The organism is Roseateles microcysteis, assembly GCF_036880965.1.
Taxonomy (GTDB): domain Bacteria; phylum Pseudomonadota; class Gammaproteobacteria; order Burkholderiales; family Burkholderiaceae_C; genus JAUASW01.
Genome location: NZ_JBAJMV010000005.1, coordinates 218,275 through 240,324 on the forward strand (window position 1 = coordinate 218,275; position 22,050 = coordinate 240,324).

Here is a 22,050-nt window from a genome sequence, read left to right on the forward strand (position 1 = left end):
TCAACGAGCCGCTGAGAGCTGGCCGTTCAGGTCGGACAGCACGATCTCGACACGGCGGTTCAGTTGCCGGCCGGTGGCGGTGTCGTTGCTGGCCACCGGGCTGGACTCGCCATAGCCGCGCACCGTGATGCGGTCCGACAGCACGCCGCCATTGATCAGGGCGTTGCGCACCATCGTGGCACGCTGGATTGACAGGGTCTGGTTGCTGTCGTCGCTGCCCACGCTGTCGGTGAAGCCCTCGATGCGCAGCTTGCGATCCGGGTACTGCTTCATGAAGGCCGTCAGCTTGTCTATGCCCGCCATTGCGCCGGGCTTGAGGTCCGAGCGGTTGTTGTCGAACAGCACGTCGCCCATGGTGATCACCATGCCGCGATCGGTCTGCTTGGCGTTCAGCTCGCGAAGCTGGGTTTCGAGCTGGTAGTTGCGGACCCTGGCATCGTCGGCCGCAAGCTGGGCGGCGTTGGCGCGTGACTGGGCCGCAGCGGCCTCGCGTTGCGAATCTTCGGCTTCGCGCTGCGAGGCATTCGATTGCCGCTGCGAGGCGGCAGCCTGCAGCTTGGCATCCTCGGCCGACAGCCTGGCCGTGTCGGCCTCCTGCGTGCGGGCTTCCAGGCGGATCCGGTCGCGCGAGGCCGTGGCATTGGCGATCGTGCGCTCGGCTGCGCGCTGCTTGCCGGTCTGCATGGCGATCGCGCTGCGTTGCTTGGCCAGGTAGGACCAGTGATCGACATCGCTCGGCACCTCATTGTTCTGCCAGGCTGCATCGGCGCGGGTCATGGCTTCGCTGGCGGTCTTGAGCTCGGGAGAGGCAAGCTCGCGGGTGTCGCGGTCGTTCTGGGCGCTGCGGTACTCGCTGCGAGCCTCGGCCAGGCGCGGGTTGTCGGCACGCAGGGTGCTGCAGGCAGACAGGGCGGCCAGGGCCAGCACGCTGAGCGTGCCAGTCATCAATGTCAGCTTGTTCATGAGGGTTCCTTGGTGTTGGACTTGCGCTGCAGCTCTTCGCGCAGCACGCGGCTGCTTTCCTGCAGTTCGGCGGCGGACTTGCCGGCCTTGCCGGCATTGGCCTTGGACTCGGCCAGGCGGGCATCGACACTCGACTCGCGCGCCAGGTTGAGGGCCAGGGCGTTGTCCTGGTTGCTCAGCGCCTGCTTGGCGCGGCTGTGCTTGTCCTGCGCGCTGCGCATTTCCTGCGGCGCCCATTGCGTGCCGCCAGCGCCGGTGGCTGAGGCCAGTGCCACGCCCGAAGCCTCGATCTCGGCATTGGGCGGCGGCACGCTCGCACAGGCGAGCAGGGCGAAGCTGGCGGTGGCCACCAGCAGGGTCAGGCGCAATCGGGGCAGGCCTGGGGTGGTGGGGTGGGGCAGCTTCATCATCGGACTCCTTGTGGTGTGCCGATCAGCCTCTGCCGGCCCGGCTCGCGCATCTGTTCGTTGCCGCACACAAGTCCACAAGGGCCTGCTGTCCTACAAGCAGTCGAGCCACCGGACTATGGCGAGCGGCCGCCCCCGGGGCCACATTGCAGATACTGGATCGGCCGCTCTTGCGTGTGCCGCTCAGCCCACCGAAAGCCACCATGTCCGCAACCGAACACAAGCACTACGCCCTGATCGACCAACCCGAGATGAAGCTCGATACGGTGGCGCTGGACGCGGCCCGCTCCAGCCTGGAGCAAGGCGCCATGACGCCGCACTACGGCCCCTGGCGCTACGAGATCATCAAGATGCTCAACGACTCGCTGGCCACCGAGCTGGTCTGCGTGCTGCGCTACAAGCGCCATCACTTCACCGCCGACGGCCTGGCCTCGGCGCATATCGCCGAGGAATTCCTGGTCCATGCCGGCGAGGAAGCCGTGCATGCGGACCGGCTGGCCAAGCGCATCGTGCAGCTGGGCGGCGAGCCGGACTTTTCGCCCGAGTCGCTGACCCGGCGCAGCCATGCGGCCTATGACGACTCGCGCGACCTGCGCCAGATGATCCGTTCCAACCTGATTGCCGAGCGGGTGGCCATCGAGGCCTACAGCCAGCTGATCACTCTGATCGGCGACAAGGACTCGACCACCCGCCGCCTGCTCGAAGACATCCTCGCCGATGAGCAAAAGCATGCCGAGGAACTGCGCGACTGGCTGGCTGATTGACGGCCGGCTTCGCGCTTAACCATTTCAACCATCCCTGAAGGAGCTCCACCATGAACGTTCGATACACGCTGGCCCTGAGTGCCACCACCGTGGCCCTGTTGTTCACCGCCGGTTGCGCCGTCACGCGCGGCCAGGAAACGGTGGGCGCCTATGTGGACGACACCGCGATCACCACGGCCGTCAAGGCCCGCTTCGTCGACAACAGCGAGGTCGATGCCTCGGCCATCAGTGTCGAGACGATGAAGGGCACGGTCATGCTGTCGGGCTTTGCCAAGAACTCGCGTGAACGCACGATGGCTGAGACGCTCACCTGGCGTGTGGCCGGCGTGAAGGCCGTGAAGAACGAAGTAGCGATCCGGCCCTGACAGCCCCCCGGGGCTGATCAGGCCCCGTGAAGGCTTGCGCTCAGCGCGGCGCTTCGAACACCAGCTTCCCGCCAACCCAGGTCTGCAGCACCTTGGTCTTCAGGAGCGCGGCCGGCGAGGCGCCGAGCGGGTCGTGGTCAACGATGATGAAGTCGGCCCGGGCGCCCGGTGTCAGAGTGCCGATCTCGCCTTCGCGCCGTGTTGCGTAAGCCGCGGCGCGGGTGAAGCAATCGAGCGCCTGCAGGCTGTTCAAGGCCTGCTGGCCGTACCAGCCACCGGGTGGCTTGCCTTCGGCGTCCTGGCGCGTCACGGCGGCGTACAGGCCGGCCCAGGGCGTCGGTTCCTCGACCGGGAAGTCGGAGCCGCAAGCCAGGCGCGCGCCAGCTTTCAGGAGGCGCTGCCAGGCATAGGCGCCCTGGATGCGCTGTGCGCCGACGCGGTCTTCGGCCATGTTCATGTCCGAGGTGGCGTGCACCGGCTGCACCGAGGCGATCACCTGGGCCTTGGCCAGGCGAGGGATGTCGGCCAAGGCGATCACCTGCGCATGCTCGATGCGGTGGCGCAGGGCGGTGCTCTTCGCGCCCATCTCGCGCTGCAGGGTCTCGAAGCCGACCAGCACCTGGCGATTGGCCGCATCGCCGATGGCGTGCACATTGACCTGGAAGCCGGCCTTTGCGGCCGCGCGCATCCGGGCGAGCAACTCATCGTTCTTGTTGAACAGCAGCCCCTGCGTTTGCGGCGCGTCGCTGTAGGGCGCCAGCAAGGCCGCGCCGCGGCTGCCCAGCGCGCCGTCGGCGAAGAGCTTGACCATGCGCAGGCTGTACATGCCATCGCCGCTGGGCGCCAGCGGGCCTTCGCGGCGCAGGCGTTCGATCAGGGCGTTGTCGCTGCCGCGCGCCATGCCGTCGATGCGAACCTTCAGCTTGCCCTCGGCCGCGAATTCGCGCATCAGCTGGTCGGCTTCGTTCGAAATGCCTGCGTCCTGCACCGAGGTCAGGCCCAGGCTCAGCAGCTCCTTCTGCGCCACCTCGAGCGCGGCGCGCGCTTGCGCCTTGGAGGGCTCGGGGATGTGGCGGCCGACGAGGCCCATGGCGCCATCGACCAGCACGCCGGTCGGCTCGCCGCGCTCATCGCGTTCGATCTTGCCGCCTTGCGGATCAGGCGTGTCGCGGGTGATGCCGGCGATCTGCAGGGCGCGGCTGTTGGCCCAGCCGGCATGGCCGTCCACGCGCTCCAGCCACACCGGGCGCTGGCTCTCGGCGCTGTCCAGCTCGGCGGCCGTGGGGAACCGGCCCAGCTTCCAGTTCGCCTGGTTCCAGCCACCGCCCAGCAGCCAGGCCGAGTCGGGCCATTTCGCCGCGTGGGCCTTGATCGCGGCGAGCGCGGCGTTCAGGTCTGCCGTTTCGCGCAACGACAGCGAGAGGCGCGAGAAGCCCAGGTCGAGCACATGGCCATGGGCATCGATCAGCCCTGGCATCAAGACCTGACCCTTGGCATCGACCCGGCGAGCGTCCACAGCCTTGGCCTCGAGGGCCGCCAGCTTGCCGGTGGCCACGACCCGACCGTTGCCATCGATGGCGATGCTGTCGAAGCGCTGGACGCGGCCTTTCTCGTCGAGCGTGAGGCCGCGCGCGTTGTGGATCAGCAGCGGCTCGGCCGCATGGGCCGCGCCGAACAGCAGCGACAAGGCCAGGACGGTCGGGCGGAGCAGGGCAGGCAGGTGTTTTTGCATGAGCTTGAGTATCAAGCCTTGCCCCCCATCCCGGCGTCGGGCCCTTCCCGAGGGCGCACGGCGCTTCTACGATGGACAGGCGTCGTTCAGGAGAATCTCTTCATGCGTCAGTGGCTGCTTGCCGTCTTGCTGGGTTTGACCCTGGGGCCCGTTCAGGCGCAGGAGGACCCGCTCGCCGGCATCGAGGAGCTGGAACTGGCCGGCCAGGCGCTGAGCCCCGAGCAGGCGCGGCAAGTGCTTGCCGAGGCGCTGCCCGCTGACAAGGACGCTCGTTACACGGTCCTGCAACGCCAGTTGCGCGCCGCCCAGCAGCTCAATGAGCGCGGGCGCCATCTCGAGCTGGCCAGGCAATTGGCGGAAGCCGGGCGCGGCCGGCCCGGCGGCGAGGCCTGGATCCGGGTCTACCTGAACGCCGAGTTCACCTGGGGCAGCTCGGGTGCCGCCCTGGCCGCCTGCGAGCCTTGGCTGGTAGACACGAGCCTGAGCCCCGCCACGCGGGCCATGGTGGCGCTGCGCCAGACCTACTACGCAGCGCAGGGCACGGACCGGGCGGTGACCAGCCGCATGTGGTCACGAGCCGATGCGCTCGCCCGGCCACTGCTCGGGCGGCCCGACACACCGGTTCACCTGCGCGAGGACTGGCTGCATGTGCGCTCCGAGGTTGAGCGGCTGGAGGGCGACACGCTGGCCTCGCTGGCCACCCTGCGCGAGGCCGTTGGCGTGGCGCGCCGCAATGAAGCCGAGCTGCGCAAGCGCAAGCTGCCGCCGCGCGATCCGGAGCTGCTCGAGGCCATGGGCTGGCATGACAGCGCGCAGGGCATGCTGGTCTATGCACTGGTGCGGCAGGGGCGGGCGGCGGAGGCCATCGAGCTGGGCCAGGCCAATCTGGCCTTGTGGCGCAGCAGCCAGCTCAGCGACACCCTGGGCGCGCGCTGGCACTACCGCCTCGCCACCGCCTTGAACGCGGTGCAGCAGTTCCGGCCCGCGCTGGTGGTGGCGCGCGAGTCCGCGGCCATGCTGCAAAGGCAGGGGGTCAAGTCGTCCAGCCACACCGCCTGGCTGGCCCATCAGGAGCTGGTGCGTTCGCTGATGGGCCTCAAGCGCTGGAGCGAGGCCGATACCGTCTATCGCGCCTTCCTCGCCAGCATCGACGGCGAAGACACGCTGGCCCGCAGCCGCGCGCTCGACAACCGCCTGCTGGCGCTGCTGGCGGCCAAGAGTGCCCGCCTGGACGAAGCGCTGGAGATCGCCAACCGCCAGTACGGCTATCGCAACCGCCTCTATGGCGCCAGGCATCCGCAGACGCAGGAGAGTGCCGGCGTGCGCGCCGTCGTGCGGCTGATGCGCGGCGAACTCGCGCCGGCCCTGGAGGACTATGAGCAGCTCTTTGCCGCCACGCTGGACAGTCCCGGCGGCTGGCTCGATCTCGACCAGCGGGGATTTCGCGGCTTTGTCCTGGGCCTGGCCTTCGAGGAATTTCTCGACCATGTCGCGCAGCGAGCCTTGAAGGGCGAGAAGCTGCCGCCCGCGTTGATGGAACGGGCCATGCAGCTGGCTGATCGCAGCATGCTCGGCAGCACCCAGCGCGCCCTGGTCGACAGCACTGCCCGCCTGCTGGCCGCCACACCGGCCTTGCGCCATCTGCTGGAGCAGGAGCAGGCCCAGCGGCAGGCGGCCGCCGCGCAGTTTGCGAAGTTGCCGGCCAGTCTGGCCCAGGAGGATCGGCTGCGCAAGGAGATGGTCACTGAGGCTTTCAAGGCACTGCCGCCAGCCGAGCGCAAGGCCAGGGCCACCGAGCTTGCTGCCCTGCGCGAACAGATCCGCAGCCAGAAGGCCGAAGGCGGCGCGGCGCGCGAACAGCTCGAGCAGCGCCGCGCCGAGATCGCCCGCCAGTACCCGGCTTATGCGGACCTGCTCATGCCGCCCACACCCTCCGCCAAGGTGCTGCGCGGCTTGCTGGAGCGGGGCGAGGGGCTGCTGCTGATCCATGCCGGCGAACACGCCACCCTGGTCTGGCTGCAGACCAGCGACGGCTCACTGGCCCTGCATGCCAGCCCGCTCGGCGCCGAGGACCTGGCCGCCAAGGTGGCGCAGGCGCGCACCGCACTGGACGCGTCCGCCTTGGGAAAGCCGGTGCAGACGGCCGTGTTGCACCAGCTCTATCGCGAGTTGCTGGCGCCGCTGGAGGCCCAGTGGCGCGGGCTCGACTCGCTGCTGGTGGCCAGCGAAGGCGCTTTGTCCAGCCTGCCGCTGGCCACCCTGGTCACCGAGCCAGGGGGCGCCCAAGCGGCCTGGCTCGTGCGCCGCCTGGCGGTCACGCAATTGCCGGCGGCTTCCGCGTTGCAGGCCTTGCGCCGCGGCGCCAGCCCCGCAGCCGCGGCCCGGCCGCTGATGGGATTTGGCGACCCGCTGTTCGGTGCCGCACCCGCACCGGCCGGGCGCGGCAAGCGAGCCGTCGGCCGTGTCGATGCCGAATGGGGCTTCCGCTATGCCGAGGTGCCGCCACTGCCGGAAACGCGCGCCGAGCTGCTGGCTTTGGCCAAGGTGCTGGGCGCCGACCCGCAGGCAGACCTGCGCCTGGGGGCCCAGGCCACGCGCCGCGCGGTGCTGGCCATGCCGCTGCAGGACCGTCGCGTCGTCGCCTTTGCCACCCATGGGCTGATGCCTGGCGAGCTGCCCGGCATCTCCAAGCCGGCGCTGGCGATGGCGGCCGAAGCCGACGAGCGCGAATCGCCGCTGCTGGAGCTGGATGATGTGCTGAACCTGCGGCTGAACGCGCAATGGGTGCTGCTCTCGGCCTGCAACACGGCGGCGGGCGAGCAGGGCGGGGCGGCGATGTCGGGCCTGGTTCGTGGCTTCTTCTTCGCTGGCGCGCGCTCGGTGCTGGCCACGCACTGGGCGGTCGAGTCGGCTTCGGCAGCGGCGCTCAGCGCGGCCACCTTCCAGGCTGCGGCCGCCGGGGCGGCCTCGCGTGCTGCCAGTTTGCGTCAGGCCCAGCTGGCGATGCTGGAAGGTCGCCTGGGTGAGGGACAGTGGCAACATCCGTACTACTGGGCAGGCTATGCCCTATTCGGCGATCCCCGTCGCTGAGCTAGCATCAGTTGCAATCTCGAAAGGCAATGCCATGAAGCGCTGGTTGGGAACACTTGTGGGATTGGCGGTGATTGGTGCCGCGACGGCTCAGGCGGCCCCCGTCGCCGAAGTGATGGCGGTGCTGGGCGAGGCCCAGGTCGATGGCAAGCCCCTCGCTGTCGGCGCCAAGCTGGAAGCGGGCGTCGAGTTGCGCACCGGCGCCAAGGGCCGGGTGCGGCTGAAGTTCGTCGACGGCTCCTCGGTGGTGATCAGCGATGCCAGCCGGGTGCGCATCCAGAGATTCGAACCTGCGGCCGATGGCAAACTGCGCGATGCCACGCTGTGGCTGGAGCTGGGCCTGATCGGCCAGAAGGTCGCGCCCGGCGGTGGCTGGGAGGTACGCACGCCCACGGCGGTGACGGCGGTGCGTGGCACGGAGTTCGTCGTCGAGGTCGGTGGCGACCAGGCCACGGCCGTCCATGTGCAGACCGGCCAGGTGGCGGTGCAGGCCAGCAGCCGCACCCGCGGCATCCTGCCCAAGCCGCCGGTGATGCTTGATACGCAGGCCGATGGCACCCAATGCTCGGCCACCGGCTGCGACGCCTCCAAGCGCTGGTCGGGGCAGAGGGTCCAGGACATGCAGAGTCGCCTGGCTGGCGTCTGACTGGCGCTGACCCATGCGCGCGCGTCTGGGCTACTGGCTCGTCGCACTGATTGCCTCGGCCCTGGCCATCCTGGGCTGGTGGCAGCGCGCGAACATCAGCCTGCTGGAGCGGATCGACAGCCTCAGCCTCGATGCGCAGATGCAATGGCGCGGGCCTTTGCAGCCGCGCCTGCCCATCCTGATCGTCACCATCGACGAAGCCAGCGCGATGCGCGGCGGCACGCCAGACCGCCGGGCGCTGACCGCGGCCCTGGACCGCCTGAGCAAGGCCGGCGCGCGGCTGGTGGCCCTGGACATCCTGCTGCTCGATGCCGGCGACCCGACCGTCGATGCGGCGCTGGCCGCATCGATCAAGCGATCGGGCCGCGTGCTGCTGCCCTATGCCCTGGGCGAGGAGCCGGGTCCTGACGGCAGCGACAGCCGCGCGGTGCTGGACAGCGCCTGGCCCAAGGTCGAGGGTGATGTGGCCAAGGCGCCCACGCCCTTGCGTGCGCGCCGCCTGCTGGCGCCGCTGCCGCTGTTTGCCGATGCGGCCCTGGGCCTGGGCAATGTGGGCGCGCAGCGCAGCAGCGACGGCGCCTTGCGCTATGACCTGCCGGCCCTGGGCCTGGGCGGCGAGGTCTACCCGACCTTGGCGGTTCGTGTCGCAGCCCAGTTGCGTGGAGCGGACTGGCAGCAGGCCTGGCTGCGCCTGGGCCGCGAGGCAGCTGTCGGCACGCTGCAGGTGCCCATCGACGGCCTCTCCCGTCAATGGCTCAACTACTACGGCCCCGGGGGCACCTTCGAGCGCCTCTCGTTTGCCGAACTCCTGAAGGGCAAGGTGGACGATGCCAGTCTGAAAGACCGCATCGTGTTGATAGGTACCACGGCGCTTGGCAGCGGCGATGCTTTTCCGACCACCTTCGACCCCGGTCTGCCTGGCGTCGAGCGCCTCGCCACGGCGATTGACAACCTGATTGGTGAGCGGGTGCTGCGCCGACCCGATTGGGCTGCAGCATCCGAGCTTGTGTTGATGCTGGGGCTGCCGCTGCTGGTGATAGGTCTGCTCTCGCGCTGGCGCCTGCGCGCTGCGCTGCCGGTGCTGATCGTTGTTGCCCTGGTCTTGCTGGTGCTGCTGCAGCGGCGCTTCGAGCTGCACCATGAGTTCATCGCGCCCGCCTTCCCGGTGCTGGCCGCTGTGCTGGCCGTGCTGGGTGCGCTGGCGCTGCGCGCCGCTGATGAGCATCAGCGCCGGCAGCTGGCGCTGGTCGCCCTGAAGGAGAGCGAAGAGCGCTATGCCCTGGCGGCCGAAGGTGCGAATGACGGGCTGTGGGACTGGGACCTGGAAGCAGGCACCGTGCACTACTCGCCACGCTGGCTGGCGCTGATGGGGCTCGACGTGGCCGAGGCCGCAGACATCAAGGCCTGGACGCTGCCACTGCCACCGGCTGCCGGCAGGGAGTTCGAGCGGGTGTTGGACGAGCATCTGCAGGGCCGTAGCCGCCAGCTCCACCACCTGCTCGAGTTCGAGCAGGGCGGGCAGCACCGCTGGCTGCTGGCGCGGGGCATGGCCACGCGTGAGGGCGGCCGCGCGGTGCGCATGGCCGGCTCGCTGACCGATGTGTCCGAGCTGCATCGCCTGCAGCAGCAGATCAGCCATGATGCCCTGCATGACCGCCTGACGGGCCTGCCCAACCGGGCGATGTTCCGCGTGCAACTGGAATCGGCGATGGCCGAAGGCGACGCCGGCCTGGTACTCCTCGGCCTGGACGAGTTCCGCGCCTTCAACGAGGCTCAGGGTCTGGCCGCAGGCGACGCGGTGCTGGTCGAAACCGCACAGCGCCTGCGCATGCGTGAGGGACAGGCCATGATGGCCGGTCGCCTGGGCCCCGACGAGTTCGGCCTCATCTTCCGCGCTCGCCATGGCGACAACAACGGCCTGGTCGCCTGGGTGCTCGATCAGTTCGAGATTCCCTATCCGCTGCCCGAGGGTGGCAAGCACCGGCTCTCCGCCTGCGTGGGCTGGGCGCAGGCGGCAGAAGGGCCCGCCAACGCAGACGAGTTGATCGCAGCGGCGGAAGGCGCGCTGGCACGGGCCAAGATGCAGGGCCCGGGCAATCGCCATTGCTACGACCCGGCCGAGCAGATGGTCGAACGCTCGCGCCGCTGGTTGCGCGAGCAAATCGATGTGGCCCTGGCCGAGGGGGGGCAGTTCAAGCTCTTCTACCAGCCCTTCATCCGGCTGTCGGACCGACAACTGCTCGGCTTCGAGGCGCTGATCCGCTGGCACCATCCGCAACGCGGCCTCGTGATGCCGGGAGATTTCATCCCGGTCGCCGAGGCCAGCGGCCAGATCGCCGACATCGGCCGCTGGACGCTGATGGAAGCGGCGGCGCAATTGCGCCGCTGGCAGGCCCTGGGCTTCACGGGCGAGATCGCCGTCAATGTCTCCGGCGTGCAATTGGAGCGCGACCAGGAGCTGCTGAGCGATGCGCACGCCGTCTTGAAGGCGCTGGGCGATGTGCCACCGAAGCAGCTGAAGCTGGAAGTGACCGAGAGCATGGCCATGGCCAACCCGCAGCGCAGCGCCGAGGTCTTGCGCGAGCTGGCCAGCCTCGGGTTCAAGCTCTCGATCGACGACTTCGGCACCGGCTATTCATCGCTGGCCTATCTGCACCGTTTCCCGTTTGACACCTTGAAGATCGACCGCAGCTTCGTGATGCGCCTGGAGGCGGGCCGCGAGGCGGTCGAGATCGTCCGCACCATCGTCGGCCTGGCCAATGCGTTGGGCAAGCAGACGCTTGCCGAGGGCGTCGAAGACGAAGCGCAGGCCGCGCAGCTGACCGCCCTGGGTGTGCAGGTCGGCCAGGGCTGGCTGTTTGCCAAGGCGCTGCCCGAGAGCGAGGCCGAGCGATGGATCATCAGGGCCGGCGCCGAATCAGCCAGCTGAAACGACCAGAGAGAGGCACCGATGTCCAAACGTCTCGCATCCTGCACCTGCGGCCAGCTCAAGGCCGAAGTCGATGGAGACCCGGTCCGCATCTCGATCTGTCATTGCCTGAACTGCCAGCGGCGCAGTGGTGGGCCGTTTGCCGAGCAGGCTCGCTTTCCGCGCGCGAATGTGCGTGTGGCCGGCCGCTCCACGGTCTACGCCTTGACAGGCGATGGCGGCACCACGGCGCGCTTCCACTTCTGCCCGACTTGCGGCGCCACCGTCTATTACGAAATGGATGCGATGCCGGAGTTCCTGGCCATTCCGGTCGGCGCCTTTGCCGACCCCAGCTTTCCAACGCCCGGCGTCTCGGTCTACGAGGACCGCAAGCACAGCTGGGTGGTGCCGCCGCCCGAGGCGGAGCATTACGCCTGAGCGGGCGGCAGTTCCTCGGTCAGGCCATGCCCTGATGGCGCAGCAAGGCGTCGATGCTGGGCTCACGGCCGCGGAAGGCCTTGAAGTTCTCCAGCGCGTCACGTGAGCCGCCCATTTCCAGGATGCTGCGCAGGTAGCGCTTGCCGGTGGCCGGGTTGAACACGCCTTCGTCCTCGAAAGCGCTCCATGCATCAGCGGAGAGCACCTCGGCCCACTTGTAGCTGTAGTAGCCGGCCGAATAGCCGCCCGCGAAGATGTGCGAGAAGCTGTGCTGGAAGCGATTGAATTCCGGCGGCACGATCACGCTGACTTCGGCGCGGACTTCGTTCAAGAGGGTCTGAACCGCAGCCTCCGAGCCGGGTTCGGCATGCAGGCGCATGTCGAACAGCGAGAACTCGATCTGGCGCAGGGTCTGCAGCCCGCTCTGGAAGTTCTTGGCCGCCGTCATCTTGTCGAACAGCGCGCGGGGCAGCGGCTCGCCACTGTCCACATGGCTGGAGAGCTGCTGCAGCACCTCCCATTCCCAGCAGAAGTTCTCCATGAACTGGCTGGGCAGTTCCACAGCGTCCCATTCGACGCCGGAGATGCCCGACACGCCCAGCTCATCCACTTGCGTGAGCAGGTGGTGCAGGCCGTGGCCGAACTCGTGGAACAGCGTCGTCACGTCGTCATGCGTCAGCAGCGCCGGCTTGCCGTCAACGGGCGAGCTGAAGTTGCAGACCAGTTGCGCGACCGGCGTCTGCTGCGAGCCATCCGGGCGGGCCCAGCGGCTGCGCACCTCGTCCATCCAGGCGCCGGGTCGCTTGCCGGTACGCGCGTACAAATCGAGGTAGAACTGGCCGATCAAGCTGCCATTTCTCTCCAGGCGATAGAACTTGACCGATTCGTGCCAGACCTCCGCCTGCGCTTCAACGATCTTGACGTCAAACAGGCGCTCGATGATGTCGAACAGGCCTTGCAGTACACGCGGCACGGTCAGGTATTGGCGCACCTCCTGGTCGCTGAACGCGTAGCGGGCTTCCTTCAGTTTCTCGGAGACATAGGCGTTGTCCCAGACCTGCAACTCGGCCATGCCCAGCGCCGAAGCGGCGAACTCGCGCAGCTCGGCCAGGTCCTTCTCGGCATAGGGTCGTGCGCGGTGGGCCAGGTCGCGCAGGAAGTCCAGCACCTGGGCCGGCGATTCGGCCATCTTGGGCACGAGCGAGACGGTGGCGAAATTCGGATAGCCCAGCAGCTGCGCCTCTTCCTGGCGCAGCATCAGGAGCTCCTGCATCAGCGGGCCGTTGTCCAGCGCCGGGTTGGCACCCAGCTCGCTGGCGCGTGTGGAGTAGGCGCGGTAAATGCGCTCGCGCAGGGCGCGGTCGTCGGCGTACTGCATCACCGGCATGTAGCTGGGGAACTGCAGCGTCAGCTTGTGGCCTTGCTTGCCCTCTGCTTGCGCTGCGTTGCGGGCGGCGCTGACCACGTCGTCGGGTACGCCCTTGAGTTCGTCCGCAGTCGCGTAGTAGGCGTAGGCATCCGTGGCGTCCAGCACATGCTCGGAGAACTTCTGACCGAGCTCGGCGCTACGTTCCTGGATGGCGGCGAAGCGCTCGCGATCAGCACCTTGCAGCTCGGCGCCCGACAGCACGAAGTCGCGGATCCACAGCTTCAAGGCCTGCTGGCGCGGCGCGCTCAGGCTCGCTGCCTTGGCATTGATGGCCTTGTACTTGGCGAACAGCTTTTCGTCGGCACCCAGCTCCGTGTAGAACTCTGTGACGGCCGGCAGCATGCCGTTGTAGGCCTCGCGCAGCTCAGGCGTGTTGGCCACGGCATTCAAGTGGCTGACGGCGCCCCATGACGTCGACAGCCGCTCGGTCGCCACGCTCAGCACGCGGGCCAGGGTGTCGAAGTCGGCGGGCGTTTCCTCGTCGGTGGCGACGATCAGGGCCGCCTTTGCGTCGTCAAGCAGCTTGGAAATGGCCGGCTGGATGTGCTCGGGCTTGATCTGCGCAAAGTGGGGCAGGGCGTCGGTGGAGAGCAGCGGGTTCGTCATCTTGAGCTCAGGAAGCGGCACGTTCTGCGGACTCTAAGGTGTTCACCAGCAGCATGGTGATGGTCATGGGCCCAACCCCACCCGGCACCGGGGTGATCCAGCCGGCCACCTCTTTCACGCCGTCGAAATCGACGTCGCCGCAGAGCTTGCCTTCATCGTTGCGGTTCATGCCCACGTCGATCACGACGGCGCCGGGCTTGACCATGTCGGCGGTGAGCACATTGCGCTTGCCCACGGCGGCCACGACCACGTCGGCCTGGCGTGTCATTGCGCCCAGGTCCGCCGTGCCGCTGTGGCAGACGGTGACGGTGGCATTGGCCTGCAAGAGCATCATGGCCATGGGCTTGCCGACGATATTGGAGCGGCCGATCACGACCGCGTGCTTGCCCTTCAAGTCCTTCATGCCGATGCTCTCCAGCATCTTCATGCAGCCGTAGGGCGTGCAGGCCTTGAAACCCTTCTCGCCCACCATCAGGGCGCCGGCCGAAGCGACGTGGAAGCCGTCCACGTCCTTCTCGGGTGAGATGGCCTCGATGACCTTGTGGTCGTCGATGTGCTTGGGCAGCGGCAGCTGAACGAGGATGCCGTGGATGGCGGGATCGTTGTTGAGCGCTTCGACGCGTGCCAGCAGATCGGCCTCGCTCATCGTGGCTTCGTACTTCTCCAGCACCGAGTGAAGGCCGGCGTCTTCGCAGGCCTTGACCTTGTTGCGCACATAGACCTGGCTGGCCTGGTTGTCGCCGACCAGAACGACGGCCAGGCCGGGCTTGACGCCCTTGGCGGTGAGGGCGGCGGCGCGCTGCGCAACTTCGGTACGGACTTGCTTTGACAGCGCAACGCCGTCGATCAACTGTGCAGTCATTTGGAACTCCTCAATGCAAGAGGCCGCTGTCTCGCAGCGGCCTCGTGGGGGTAAGCGTGGGTATCAGGCCTTGGCCGGTGCGCCGAGTGCGATCTTGAGCAGATCGGCCACGGTGTTGGCGTTGAGCTTTTCCATGATGTTGGCGCGGTGGGCCTCGACCGTCTTGATCGAGATGCCCAGGTCGTCGGCGATCTGCTTGTTCAGGCGGCCGGCGACGATGCGCTCCAGCACCTGCGCTTCACGCGTGGTGAGGCGGCTCAAGAGCGCGTCGCGGCTGGCGGCTTCCTGGTGGCTGGAGAAGGCTTCGCGGGCCTGGTCGAGCATGCGCTCGACGAGGGCCAGGAGCTCGTCTTCCTTGAAGGGCTTCTCGATGAAGTCCATCGCGCCCTTCTTCATGGTCTGCACGGCCATCGGCACGTCGCCGTGGCCCGTGATGAAGACCACCGGCAGCGGGCTGCGGCGCTCCAGCAGGCGGTCCTGCAGTTCCAGGCCGCTCATGCCATCCATGCGGATGTCGGCGATCAGGCAGGCGACTTCGCGGGGGTCGTAACGGCTGAGGAAGGATTCGGCCGAGTCAAAACACTTGACGCGGTAGTCCTTGCCCTCAAGCAGCCATTGCAGCGAATCGCGCACGGCCTCGTCATCGTCGACAACGTAGACGTTGCCCTTCTTCGGAATCAAGCTCATGGTGTAGCAGCAGTGTTCAATGCATTGCCCGAGGGCTCGGGGCGTGGAATATCTACCGGGATGGTGAAGGCGAACCTGCACCCCACGATGGCCGCGCCATTGTAGAGGTTCTCAGCACGGATCCGGCCCTGGTGGGACTCGACGATAGACCGGCATAACCCTAAGCCAATGCCCATGCCATCGGACTTTGTGGAGAAGAATGCCTCGTACATCCGCTCTATGACTTCGTCCGGCAGGCCCGGCCCCATGTCGGTCACCGAGAACTCGACGTGCCCCCCTAATTCCGGGGTGTGCTTGGGCACCACACGCAGTTCGATGTGGCGGCGCGAAGTGGGCAAGCCGGCGTTGTCGATGGCTTCGGCCGCGTTCTTCAGCAGGTTCATCAAGACCTGTTCGATCAGGATCGGATCGACCAGCAATTGCGGCAGCCGTTGGGCGACATACGAATGGATCGCGACATTGCGGCGGCGCAATTCGATGCCGGCAAGTTCGACCGCGTCCTCCACGATCTCGGTGGCGCTGCTCGGCTGGCGCTGCGGCTCGCTGCGCTTCACGAAGTTGCGGATGCGGTGAATGATCTGGCCGGCACGCTGGGCCTGCTTGGCGGTCTTCTCCAGTGCGGTCAGCAGGTCTTCCTTGCGGATGTTGTCGTCGCGCACGCGCGAGACCATGCCGTTGCAGTAGTTGGTGATGGCGGTGAGCGGCTGGTTCAGCTCGTGGGCCACGCTGGAGGCCATCTCGCCCATCGTCATCAGGCGGCTGGTGACCTGCGACTTGGCGGCGGCCAGGGCCTGCTGCTCCTCGGCATGGCGGCGGGCGGTGATGTCGGTGGCGATCAGCATCTGCGCCAGACGGCCGTCGGTCCACTGCAGGTAGCGCGCCCGCACGTCGAACCACATCTGCAGCGACTCGACAAAGACCTCGCGCGGGTCGGAGCCGATCTCGGTCAGGTGCTGGGCGGGCAGGCCGCTGTAGTCGTCCACCGCCTCGTCGGACTCGGCCGCCATCTGGCTGCCCGCGAGCATGGCGTGGCCGCTCGGGTCGGCACCGAACCAGAGCCGGTAGCTGCGGTTGGCGAACAGCAGCTCGCTCTGCTGGACCGAGAGCACCGACACCGCGGCGTCCAAGCCCTCGAGCACCGTGGTGAAGCGCTCATGCGAGGCGCTGAGCTGGTCGCGCACCCGCTTGGCCTCGGTGATGTTGGTCATCGAGGTCATCCAGCCGGTCTGCTTGCCCTTGGGGTCGATGAGCGGGCTCACATACATGCGGGCGTCGAAGATGGTGCCGTCCTTGCGCATCACCTTCACTTCGGCGCCGCCGGCCGGGCTGCGGCCCTGGATTTCCTGTTGCAGGAGGCGGGCGTTTTCCTCGTAGCGATCTGGCGGCCAGTAAGGGAAGGGCGGCTTGCGTCCGATCAGCTCGGCCTCTGAAAAGCCGGTCATCGCGCAGAAGGCCGGGTTCACATAGGAGATGCGCGAATCCATGTCCATGGCGCGCATGCCGGTGAGCATGGAGTTCTCCATGGCGCGGCGGAAATTCGTCTCGTTGATCAGGGCGCTCTGGATGTGCATGCGCCGGCGCATGTGCTTCCAGGTGCCTAGCAGCATCCAGACGGTCAGCACCGAGAGGGCCACCACCATCCAGAACAGCGTGTTGGAGATCAGGCCGATGGAGGTGCGATAGCCCTGGCCGCGCAGCACCAGGCCGTTGTTCGACGGCAGGGGCAGCTCCTTGAAGATCGGCGTGCGCTGGAAGCGCTGGCCCGGCATCTGGGTGACGGTGCTGAAGAGCACCTGGTCCCGCGCGTCGATCACGGCAATCGCATGGCGGTTGCTGACCTCGTGGGGCACGTAGTAGCGCAGGAGCGACTCGACCGAGTATTCGGCGACCAGCACGCCATGGAAGTTGTTGCGGTCCAGCACCGGCACATGGAGCTGGAACACGGCGGTGTTGTTGGCATCGCTGAACGACGCCGAGTAGTGCTCGCGGCGCTTTTCCTTGACGATCTGGAAGGCAAGCTCAGCGGCATTGGGCTGGCCGTTGGCGGCCACCGCCGGCAGCGAGGGATCGGGGCCGCTGTCGCTGGCCTGGCTGTCGGTCTGGAAGCCGGCGCCACTGACGCTGGCCCGGCGCTCGCGGCGGGCATTGAGCCAGGTGATCTGCGTCAGCTCCTGGCGGTCGCGGGCAAAGCTGCTCGCCTGGGCGCGGAATTCGGCCGTGTCGATGCCGCGGCTCACGATGTCGCGCGCGATCTGGGTCAGCTGCTGCTGGTTCTCGGAGAGCCGCAGCCGCAGCTGCTGCTGGACGATCTCGGTGTCGCGCTTGACGGCTTCCGATTCGCGTTCGATTTCCTCGTTCCGCAGATACCAGAAGGCCGCAATGATGGCGGCCAGGAACAGCAGCACGGAGATCAGCGGGCCCAGCGTGGCAAAGCGGTCCTGGCGCGACGGCGACTGGCGGCGCCACCAGCCGGTCAGCTGGCGTTGGGTGGGGGTCAGCAAGCGCGAGGCCGCGCTCTTCAAGTCAAAAGGCATGGGCCGAATTATCGGGGTGCGATCTGCAGGCCCTCCGGGCGGGCAAACCATTGAAATATCGCAATGCGAAACGCTATCGCACGATTTGGAAATAGAAATGAGTTGTGGGAAACTCCCGGCCGAGCTTTTCGAGTACACCCTCTAAAGACACACGACATACGAGACAAGGAGACAGCATGTCCGCGCAGCCCCAGTCCTTCCTAGGCGCAGCCGCCAATGACACCGACGCCCTCGAAACCAAGGAATGGCTGGACGCCCTGTCTGCCGTCATTGGCGAGGAAGGTGGCGAGCGCGCTCACTTCCTGCTGAATCAGCTGATCGACCATGCCCGCCAGTCCGGCATCGACGTGCCTTTCTCGGCTACCACGCCCTATGTGAACACGATTCCCGCCGACCAGGAGGCTCGCACCCCCGGCAATATCGAGATCGAAAAGCGCCTGCGCGCCTACATGCGCTGGAACGCCATGGCCATGGTCGTGCGCGCCAACCGCCTGAACCCGGCTGACGGCGGCGACCTGGGTGGCCACATCGGTTCCTTCGCCTCGCTGGCTTCGATGCTCGGCGCCGGCTTCAACCACTTCTGGCACGCCGAGAGCGAAGGCCACGGCGGCGACCTGCTCTACATCCAGGGCCACAGCTCGCCCGGCATCTACGCCCGCGCCTTCCTGGAGGGCCGCCTGTCCGAAGAGCAGCTCGACAGCTTCCGCCAGGAAGTCGACGGCAAGGGCCTCTCGAGCTACCCGCACCCGAAGCTGATGCCCGAGTTCTGGCAGTTCCCCACCGTCTCGATGGGTCTCGGCCCCTTGATGGCCATCTACCAGGCCCGCTTCCTGAAGTACCTGCATGCCCGCGGCATCGCCGACACGGCCAATCGCAAGGTCTGGGCCTTCATGGGCGACGGCGAGATGGACGAACCCGAATCGCTGGGTGCCATCGGCCTGGCGGCGCGCGAAGGCCTGGACAACCTGGTCTTCATCGTCAACTGCAACCTTCAGCGCCTGGACGGCCCGGTGCGTGGCAACGGCAAGATCATCCAGGAGCTGGAAGGCGAGTTCCGCGGCAGCGGCTGGAAGGTCATCAAGCTGATCTGGGGCAAGGGCTGGGACGAGCTGCTGGCACGCGACAAGAGCGGCAAGTTGAAGCAGCTGATGATGGAAACCGTGGACGGCGACTACCAGGCCATGAAGGCCAACGACGGCGCCTACGTCCGCAAGCATTTCTTCGGCAAGTACCCCGAGACGGCCAAGCTCGTGGAGCACATGACCGACGAAGAAATCTTCGAGCTGCGCCGCGGCGGCCACCAGCCGGAAAAGGTCTTCGCTGCCTTCCACGCGGCCCACAACAACAATTCGGGCCAACCGACGCTCCTGCTGGTCAAGACCGTCAAGGGCTATGGCATGGGCAAGGCCGGTGAAGGCAAGAACACCGTCCACCAGACCAAGAAGCTGAGCGACGAAGACATCAAGTACATCCGCGACCGTTTCGGCATCCCGATTCCGGACAGCGAGCTGCCCAAGCTGCCGTATTACAAGCCGGCCGATGACACCCCGGAAATGCGCTACCTGCACGAGCGCCGCAAGGCCCTCGGCGGCTACCTGCCGCAGCGTCGCGTGAAGACCGACGAGAGCTTCACCGTGCCGCCGCTGGACACCTTCAAGGCCGTGCTCGAGCCGACCGCCGAAGGCCGCGAGATCTCGACGACGCAAGCCTATGTCCGCTTCCTCACGCAGCTGCTGCGCGACAAGGACCTCGGCCCGCGCGTGGTGCCCATCCTGGTGGACGAGGCCCGCACTTTCGGCATGGAAGGCCTGTTCCGCCAGATCGGCATCTACAACCCCAAGGGTCAGCTCTACACCCCGGTCGACAAGGACCAGGTGATGTACTACCGCGAGGACAAGGCCGGCCAGATCCTTCAGGAAGGCATCAACGAAGCGGGCGGCATGGCCTCGTGGATCGCTGCGGCCACGTCGTACTCGACGAACAACCGCGTGATGATCCCGTTCTATGTCTACTACTCGATGTTCGGCTTCCAGCGCATCGGCGATCTGGCCTGGGCGGCGGGCGACATGCAGGCGCGCGGCTTCCTGCTGGGCGGCACCTCGGGGCGCACCACGCTGAACGGCGAAGGCCTGCAGCATGAAGACGGCCACAGCCACATCCTGGCCGGCACCATCCCGAACTGCATCTCCTACGACCCGAGCTTCGCGCATGAAGTCGCCGTCATCATGCACAGTGGCTTGAAGCGCATGGTCGAGAACCAGGAGAACGTCTACTTCTACCTGACGCTCCTGAACGAGAACTATGCGATGCCGGGCCTGAAGCAGGGCACGGAAGAGCAGATCCTGAAGGGCATGTATTTGCTCGAAGAGGCTGCACCGACGCAAGTGCAGGTCAACCTCCTGGGCTCCGGCACCATCCTGCGCGAAAGCCAGGCGGCCAAGAAGCTGCTGGAAGAAGAGTGGGGCATCGGCGCCAATGTGTGGAGCTGCCCGAGCTTCAACGAGCTGGCCCGCGACGGCCAGAATGCCGAGCGCTGGAACCTGCTGCACCCCACCGAACTGGCCTGCGTGCCCTTCGTGACGCAGCAGCTCAGCAAGACCAGCGGCCCGGTGGTTGCCTCGACCGACTACATGAAGAACTACGCCGAGCAGATCCGCGCCTTCATCCCCGCCGGCCGTTCGTACAAGGTGCTGGGCACCGACGGCTACGGCCGCTCGGACTTCCGCTCCAAGCTGCGCGAGCACTTCGAGATCAACCGCCATTACATCGTCGTGGCGGCGCTGAAGTCCCTGGCCGATGAAGGCAAGCTGCCTGCAGCCAAGGTGGCCGAAGCCATCGTGAAGTACGGCATCAACGCAAACAAAATCAACCCGCTGTACGCCTGATCGCGCGGCCCACGGAGACAAGAACATGGCATTGGTTGAAGTCAAAGTTCCCGACATCGGCGACGTCAGCGACGTCGCGGTGATCGAGTTGATGGTCAAGGTCGGCGACACGGTCAAGCTCGAGCAGAGTCTGGTGACGGTCGAGAGCGACAAGGCCTCGATGGAAATTCCGAGCAGCGCCGCCGGCGTGGTCAAGGAAATCAAGATCGCACTGGGCGACAAGGTCAGCGAAGGCAGCTTGCTGCTGGTGCTGGAGGCGGACGCCGCGACAGCGGCGGTACCGACGTTTGCAACCGCCGCCGAAGTGGCCGCGCCACCGCCTGCTGCACCTCCTCCGGCCGCACCGCCGCCGGCAGCGCCCACTGCGGCCGCTCCTTCGCAGACAAGCGCCGGTATGAGCTCTGTCGAGGTCAGCGTTCCGGACATCGGTGACTTCGACGAAGTCGCCGTGATCGAAGTGATGGTCAAGGTCGGCGACACCGTCAAGGTCGAGCAGAGCCTGATCACCGTCGAAAGCGACAAGGCCTCGATGGAGATCCCGAGCTCGCATGCTGGCGTGATCAAGTCGCTGACGGTCAAGCTCGGCGACAAGGTCGCCAAGGGCTCCGTGCTCGCAGTGCTGGAAGTGCAGGGCGCTGCTGCGCCGGCCACGCCGGCCGCTGCCGCACCCGCTCAGCCCGCTGCTGTTGCTGCCGCACCGGCTGCGGCTGTCGCTGCGCCCGCGAGCGCTCCCGTTGCTGCCGTACCGGCGCACGACCCCACCGCCTCCAAGGGCGCTCTGCCGCACGCTTCGCCAAGCATTCGCAAGCTCGCCCGCGAGCTAGGCGTGCCGCTGGCCGAAGTCAAGGGCTCCGGTCCCAAGGGCCGCATCGTCGAGAGCGACATCCAGGGCTTCGTGAAGTCCGTGATGTCCGGCGCGGTGCAAACCGCGGCGCAGAAGGCTGCGGCGCCTGCTGCTTCCGCCTCGGGTGGCGGCATCTCCGGCTTGCTGCCCTGGCCCAAGGTCGACTTCGAGAAGTTCGGCCCCATCGAGCGCAAGGAACTCTCGCGCATCAAGAAGATCAGCGGCGCCAACCTGCATCGCAACTGGGTGGTCATCCCGCACGTCACCAACCACGACGACGCGGACATCACCGAGCTCGAAGCCTTCCGCGTGCAGACCAACAAGGAAAACGAGAAGGCCGGCATCAAGGTCACGATGCTCGCCTTCATGATCAAGGCCGCCGTGGCTGCCTTGAAGAAGTTCCCCGAGTTCAATTCCTCGCTGGAAGGTGAGGGCGATGCCCAGAAGCTCGTGCTGAAGAGCTACTACAACATCGGCTTCGCGGCTGACACGCCCAACGGCCTGGTGGTGCCGGTGATCAAGAATGCCGACCAGAAGGGCATCTTCCAGATCAGCCAGGAAATGGGCGACCTGGCCAAGAAGGCTCGCGACGGCAAGCTGGGCCCGGCCGACATGAGCGGCGGCTGCTTCTCGATCTCGTCGCTGGGCGGCATCGGCGGCAAGTACTTCACGCCCATCATCAATGCGCCGGAAGTGGCCATCATGGGTGTCTGCAAGAGCAGCATCGAGCCCGTGTGGGACGGCAAGGCCTTCCAGCCGCGCCTGATCCTGCCGCTCAGCTTGAGCTGGGACCACCGCGTGATCGACGGCGCCGCCGCTGCTCGCTTCAACGTCTACTTCGCATCGCTGCTGGCGGACTTCCGCCGCATCGCGCTTTGATCGGGAGCACG

At 67.0% G+C, this 22,050-nt stretch carries 15 protein-coding genes; 8 read left to right on the top strand and 7 right to left on the bottom strand.

Annotation, left to right across the window (positions count from 1 at the left end; all coding sequences use genetic code 11):
* Nucleotides 1-963, bottom strand: a complete 963-nt coding sequence (locus tag V3596_RS15335) for an OmpA family protein (RefSeq protein ID WP_334278656.1) — start codon at nucleotides 961-963, stop codon at nucleotides 1-3.
* Nucleotides 960-1,370, bottom strand: a complete 411-nt coding sequence (locus V3596_RS15340; RefSeq protein ID WP_334278657.1) for a DUF4398 domain-containing protein — start codon at nucleotides 1,368-1,370, stop codon at nucleotides 960-962. Before V3596_RS15340 ends, V3596_RS15335 begins: the two co-directional genes overlap by 4 nt.
* Before the next feature lie 203 nt (nucleotides 1,371-1,573).
* On the opposite strand from V3596_RS15340, the gene V3596_RS15345 reads away from it, so the two are divergent.
* Complete coding sequence (locus V3596_RS15345) at nucleotides 1,574-2,134, top strand: ferritin-like domain-containing protein (protein WP_416383986.1); 561 nt, start codon at nucleotides 1,574-1,576, stop codon at nucleotides 2,132-2,134.
* 50 nt (nucleotides 2,135-2,184) lie between these two features.
* Nucleotides 2,185-2,499: a BON domain-containing protein gene (locus V3596_RS15350; protein WP_334278658.1), complete on the top strand. Its 315-nt coding sequence runs from the start codon at nucleotides 2,185-2,187 to the stop codon at nucleotides 2,497-2,499.
* 40 nt (nucleotides 2,500-2,539) lie between these two features.
* On the opposite strand, the gene V3596_RS15355 is transcribed toward V3596_RS15350, so the two are convergent.
* A complete protein-coding gene (locus V3596_RS15355; protein ID WP_334278659.1) occupies nucleotides 2,540-4,231 on the bottom strand; it encodes an amidohydrolase in 1,692 nt (563 codons plus the stop codon).
* A 102-nt stretch (nucleotides 4,232-4,333) separates the two neighbouring features.
* Between V3596_RS15355 and V3596_RS15360 the strand changes: the two genes are divergently transcribed.
* The 4 genes from V3596_RS15360 to V3596_RS15375 are packed head-to-tail and all read left to right on the top strand — an operon-like array spanning nucleotide 4,334 to nucleotide 11,313.
* Nucleotides 4,334-7,321 (top strand): CHAT domain-containing protein, encoded by a 2,988-nt coding sequence (locus V3596_RS15360; protein WP_334278661.1) that lies wholly within the window; start codon nucleotides 4,334-4,336, stop codon nucleotides 7,319-7,321.
* Nucleotides 7,322-7,367: 46 nt separating this feature from the next.
* The gene (locus V3596_RS15365) at nucleotides 7,368-7,967 is read left to right on the top strand and encodes a FecR family protein (RefSeq protein ID WP_334278662.1); all 600 of its coding nucleotides are present in this window, start codon (nucleotides 7,368-7,370) and stop codon (nucleotides 7,965-7,967) included.
* A gap of 13 nt (nucleotides 7,968-7,980) precedes the next feature.
* A complete protein-coding gene (locus V3596_RS15370) occupies nucleotides 7,981-10,896 on the top strand; it encodes an EAL domain-containing protein (RefSeq protein WP_334278663.1) in 2,916 nt (971 codons plus the stop codon).
* 21 nt (nucleotides 10,897-10,917) lie between these two features.
* Nucleotides 10,918-11,313, top strand: a complete 396-nt coding sequence (locus V3596_RS15375; protein ID WP_334278664.1) for a GFA family protein — start codon at nucleotides 10,918-10,920, stop codon at nucleotides 11,311-11,313.
* A 19-nt stretch (nucleotides 11,314-11,332) separates the two neighbouring features.
* Here the strand turns inward: V3596_RS15375 and V3596_RS15380 are convergent, their stop codons facing one another.
* The 4 genes from V3596_RS15380 to V3596_RS15395 form a co-directional block, all read right to left on the bottom strand.
* Nucleotides 11,333-13,348: a M3 family metallopeptidase gene (locus tag V3596_RS15380; protein ID WP_334278665.1), complete on the bottom strand. Its 2,016-nt coding sequence runs from the start codon at nucleotides 13,346-13,348 to the stop codon at nucleotides 11,333-11,335.
* Between the two features lie 7 nt (nucleotides 13,349-13,355).
* Nucleotides 13,356-14,210, bottom strand: coding sequence for a bifunctional methylenetetrahydrofolate dehydrogenase/methenyltetrahydrofolate cyclohydrolase FolD (gene folD, locus V3596_RS15385; protein WP_334278666.1), 855 nt, complete (start codon nucleotides 14,208-14,210; stop codon nucleotides 13,356-13,358).
* A 63-nt stretch (nucleotides 14,211-14,273) separates the two neighbouring features.
* Nucleotides 14,274-14,897 carry a response regulator transcription factor gene (locus V3596_RS15390; RefSeq protein WP_334278667.1) on the bottom strand — a complete coding sequence of 208 codons (624 nt, stop codon included), beginning with the start codon at nucleotides 14,895-14,897 and terminating at the stop codon, nucleotides 14,274-14,276.
* On the bottom strand, nucleotides 14,894-17,431 hold the full coding sequence (locus V3596_RS15395) for a PAS domain S-box protein (RefSeq protein ID WP_334278668.1): 2,538 nt from the start codon (nucleotides 17,429-17,431) through the stop codon (nucleotides 14,894-14,896). Before V3596_RS15395 ends, V3596_RS15390 begins: the two co-directional genes overlap by 4 nt.
* Nucleotides 17,432-17,607: 176 nt before the next feature.
* On the opposite strand from V3596_RS15395, the gene aceE reads away from it, so the two are divergent.
* Both aceE and aceF read left to right on the top strand, forming a co-directional pair.
* Nucleotides 17,608-20,316: a pyruvate dehydrogenase (acetyl-transferring), homodimeric type gene (gene aceE, locus V3596_RS15400; RefSeq protein WP_334278669.1), complete on the top strand. Its 2,709-nt coding sequence runs from the start codon at nucleotides 17,608-17,610 to the stop codon at nucleotides 20,314-20,316.
* A gap of 25 nt (nucleotides 20,317-20,341) precedes the next feature.
* Complete coding sequence (aceF, locus tag V3596_RS15405) at nucleotides 20,342-22,039, top strand: dihydrolipoyllysine-residue acetyltransferase (RefSeq protein ID WP_334278670.1); 1,698 nt, start codon at nucleotides 20,342-20,344, stop codon at nucleotides 22,037-22,039.
* The last annotated feature ends 11 nt before the right edge of the window (nucleotides 22,040-22,050 follow it).

Bases quoted from the DNA above. Each gene is read 5' to 3' on its own strand.
- V3596_RS15395 (WP_334278668.1), bottom strand. From the start codon at position 17,431: ATGCCTTTTGACTTGAAGAGCGCGGCCTCGCGCTTGCTGACCCCCACC.
- V3596_RS15335 (WP_334278656.1), bottom strand. From the start codon at position 963: ATGAACAAGCTGACATTGATGACTGGCACGCTCAGCGTGCTGGCCCTG.
- folD (WP_334278666.1), bottom strand. From the start codon at position 14,210: ATGACTGCACAGTTGATCGACGGCGTTGCGCTGTCAAAGCAAGTCCGT.
- V3596_RS15370 (WP_334278663.1), top strand. From the start codon at position 7,981: ATGCGCGCGCGTCTGGGCTACTGGCTCGTCGCACTGATTGCCTCGGCC.
- aceF (WP_334278670.1), top strand. From the start codon at position 20,342: ATGGCATTGGTTGAAGTCAAAGTTCCCGACATCGGCGACGTCAGCGAC.
- V3596_RS15340 (WP_334278657.1), bottom strand. From the start codon at position 1,370: ATGAAGCTGCCCCACCCCACCACCCCAGGCCTGCCCCGATTGCGCCTG.
- V3596_RS15355 (WP_334278659.1), bottom strand. From the start codon at position 4,231: ATGCAAAAACACCTGCCTGCCCTGCTCCGCCCGACCGTCCTGGCCTTG.
- aceE (WP_334278669.1), top strand. From the start codon at position 17,608: ATGTCCGCGCAGCCCCAGTCCTTCCTAGGCGCAGCCGCCAATGACACC.
- V3596_RS15375 (WP_334278664.1), top strand. From the start codon at position 10,918: ATGTCCAAACGTCTCGCATCCTGCACCTGCGGCCAGCTCAAGGCCGAA.
- V3596_RS15380 (WP_334278665.1), bottom strand. From the start codon at position 13,348: ATGACGAACCCGCTGCTCTCCACCGACGCCCTGCCCCACTTTGCGCAG.
- V3596_RS15360 (WP_334278661.1), top strand. From the start codon at position 4,334: ATGCGTCAGTGGCTGCTTGCCGTCTTGCTGGGTTTGACCCTGGGGCCC.
- V3596_RS15350 (WP_334278658.1), top strand. From the start codon at position 2,185: ATGAACGTTCGATACACGCTGGCCCTGAGTGCCACCACCGTGGCCCTG.
- V3596_RS15345 (WP_416383986.1), top strand. From the start codon at position 1,574: ATGTCCGCAACCGAACACAAGCACTACGCCCTGATCGACCAACCCGAG.
- V3596_RS15390 (WP_334278667.1), bottom strand. From the start codon at position 14,897: ATGAGCTTGATTCCGAAGAAGGGCAACGTCTACGTTGTCGACGATGAC.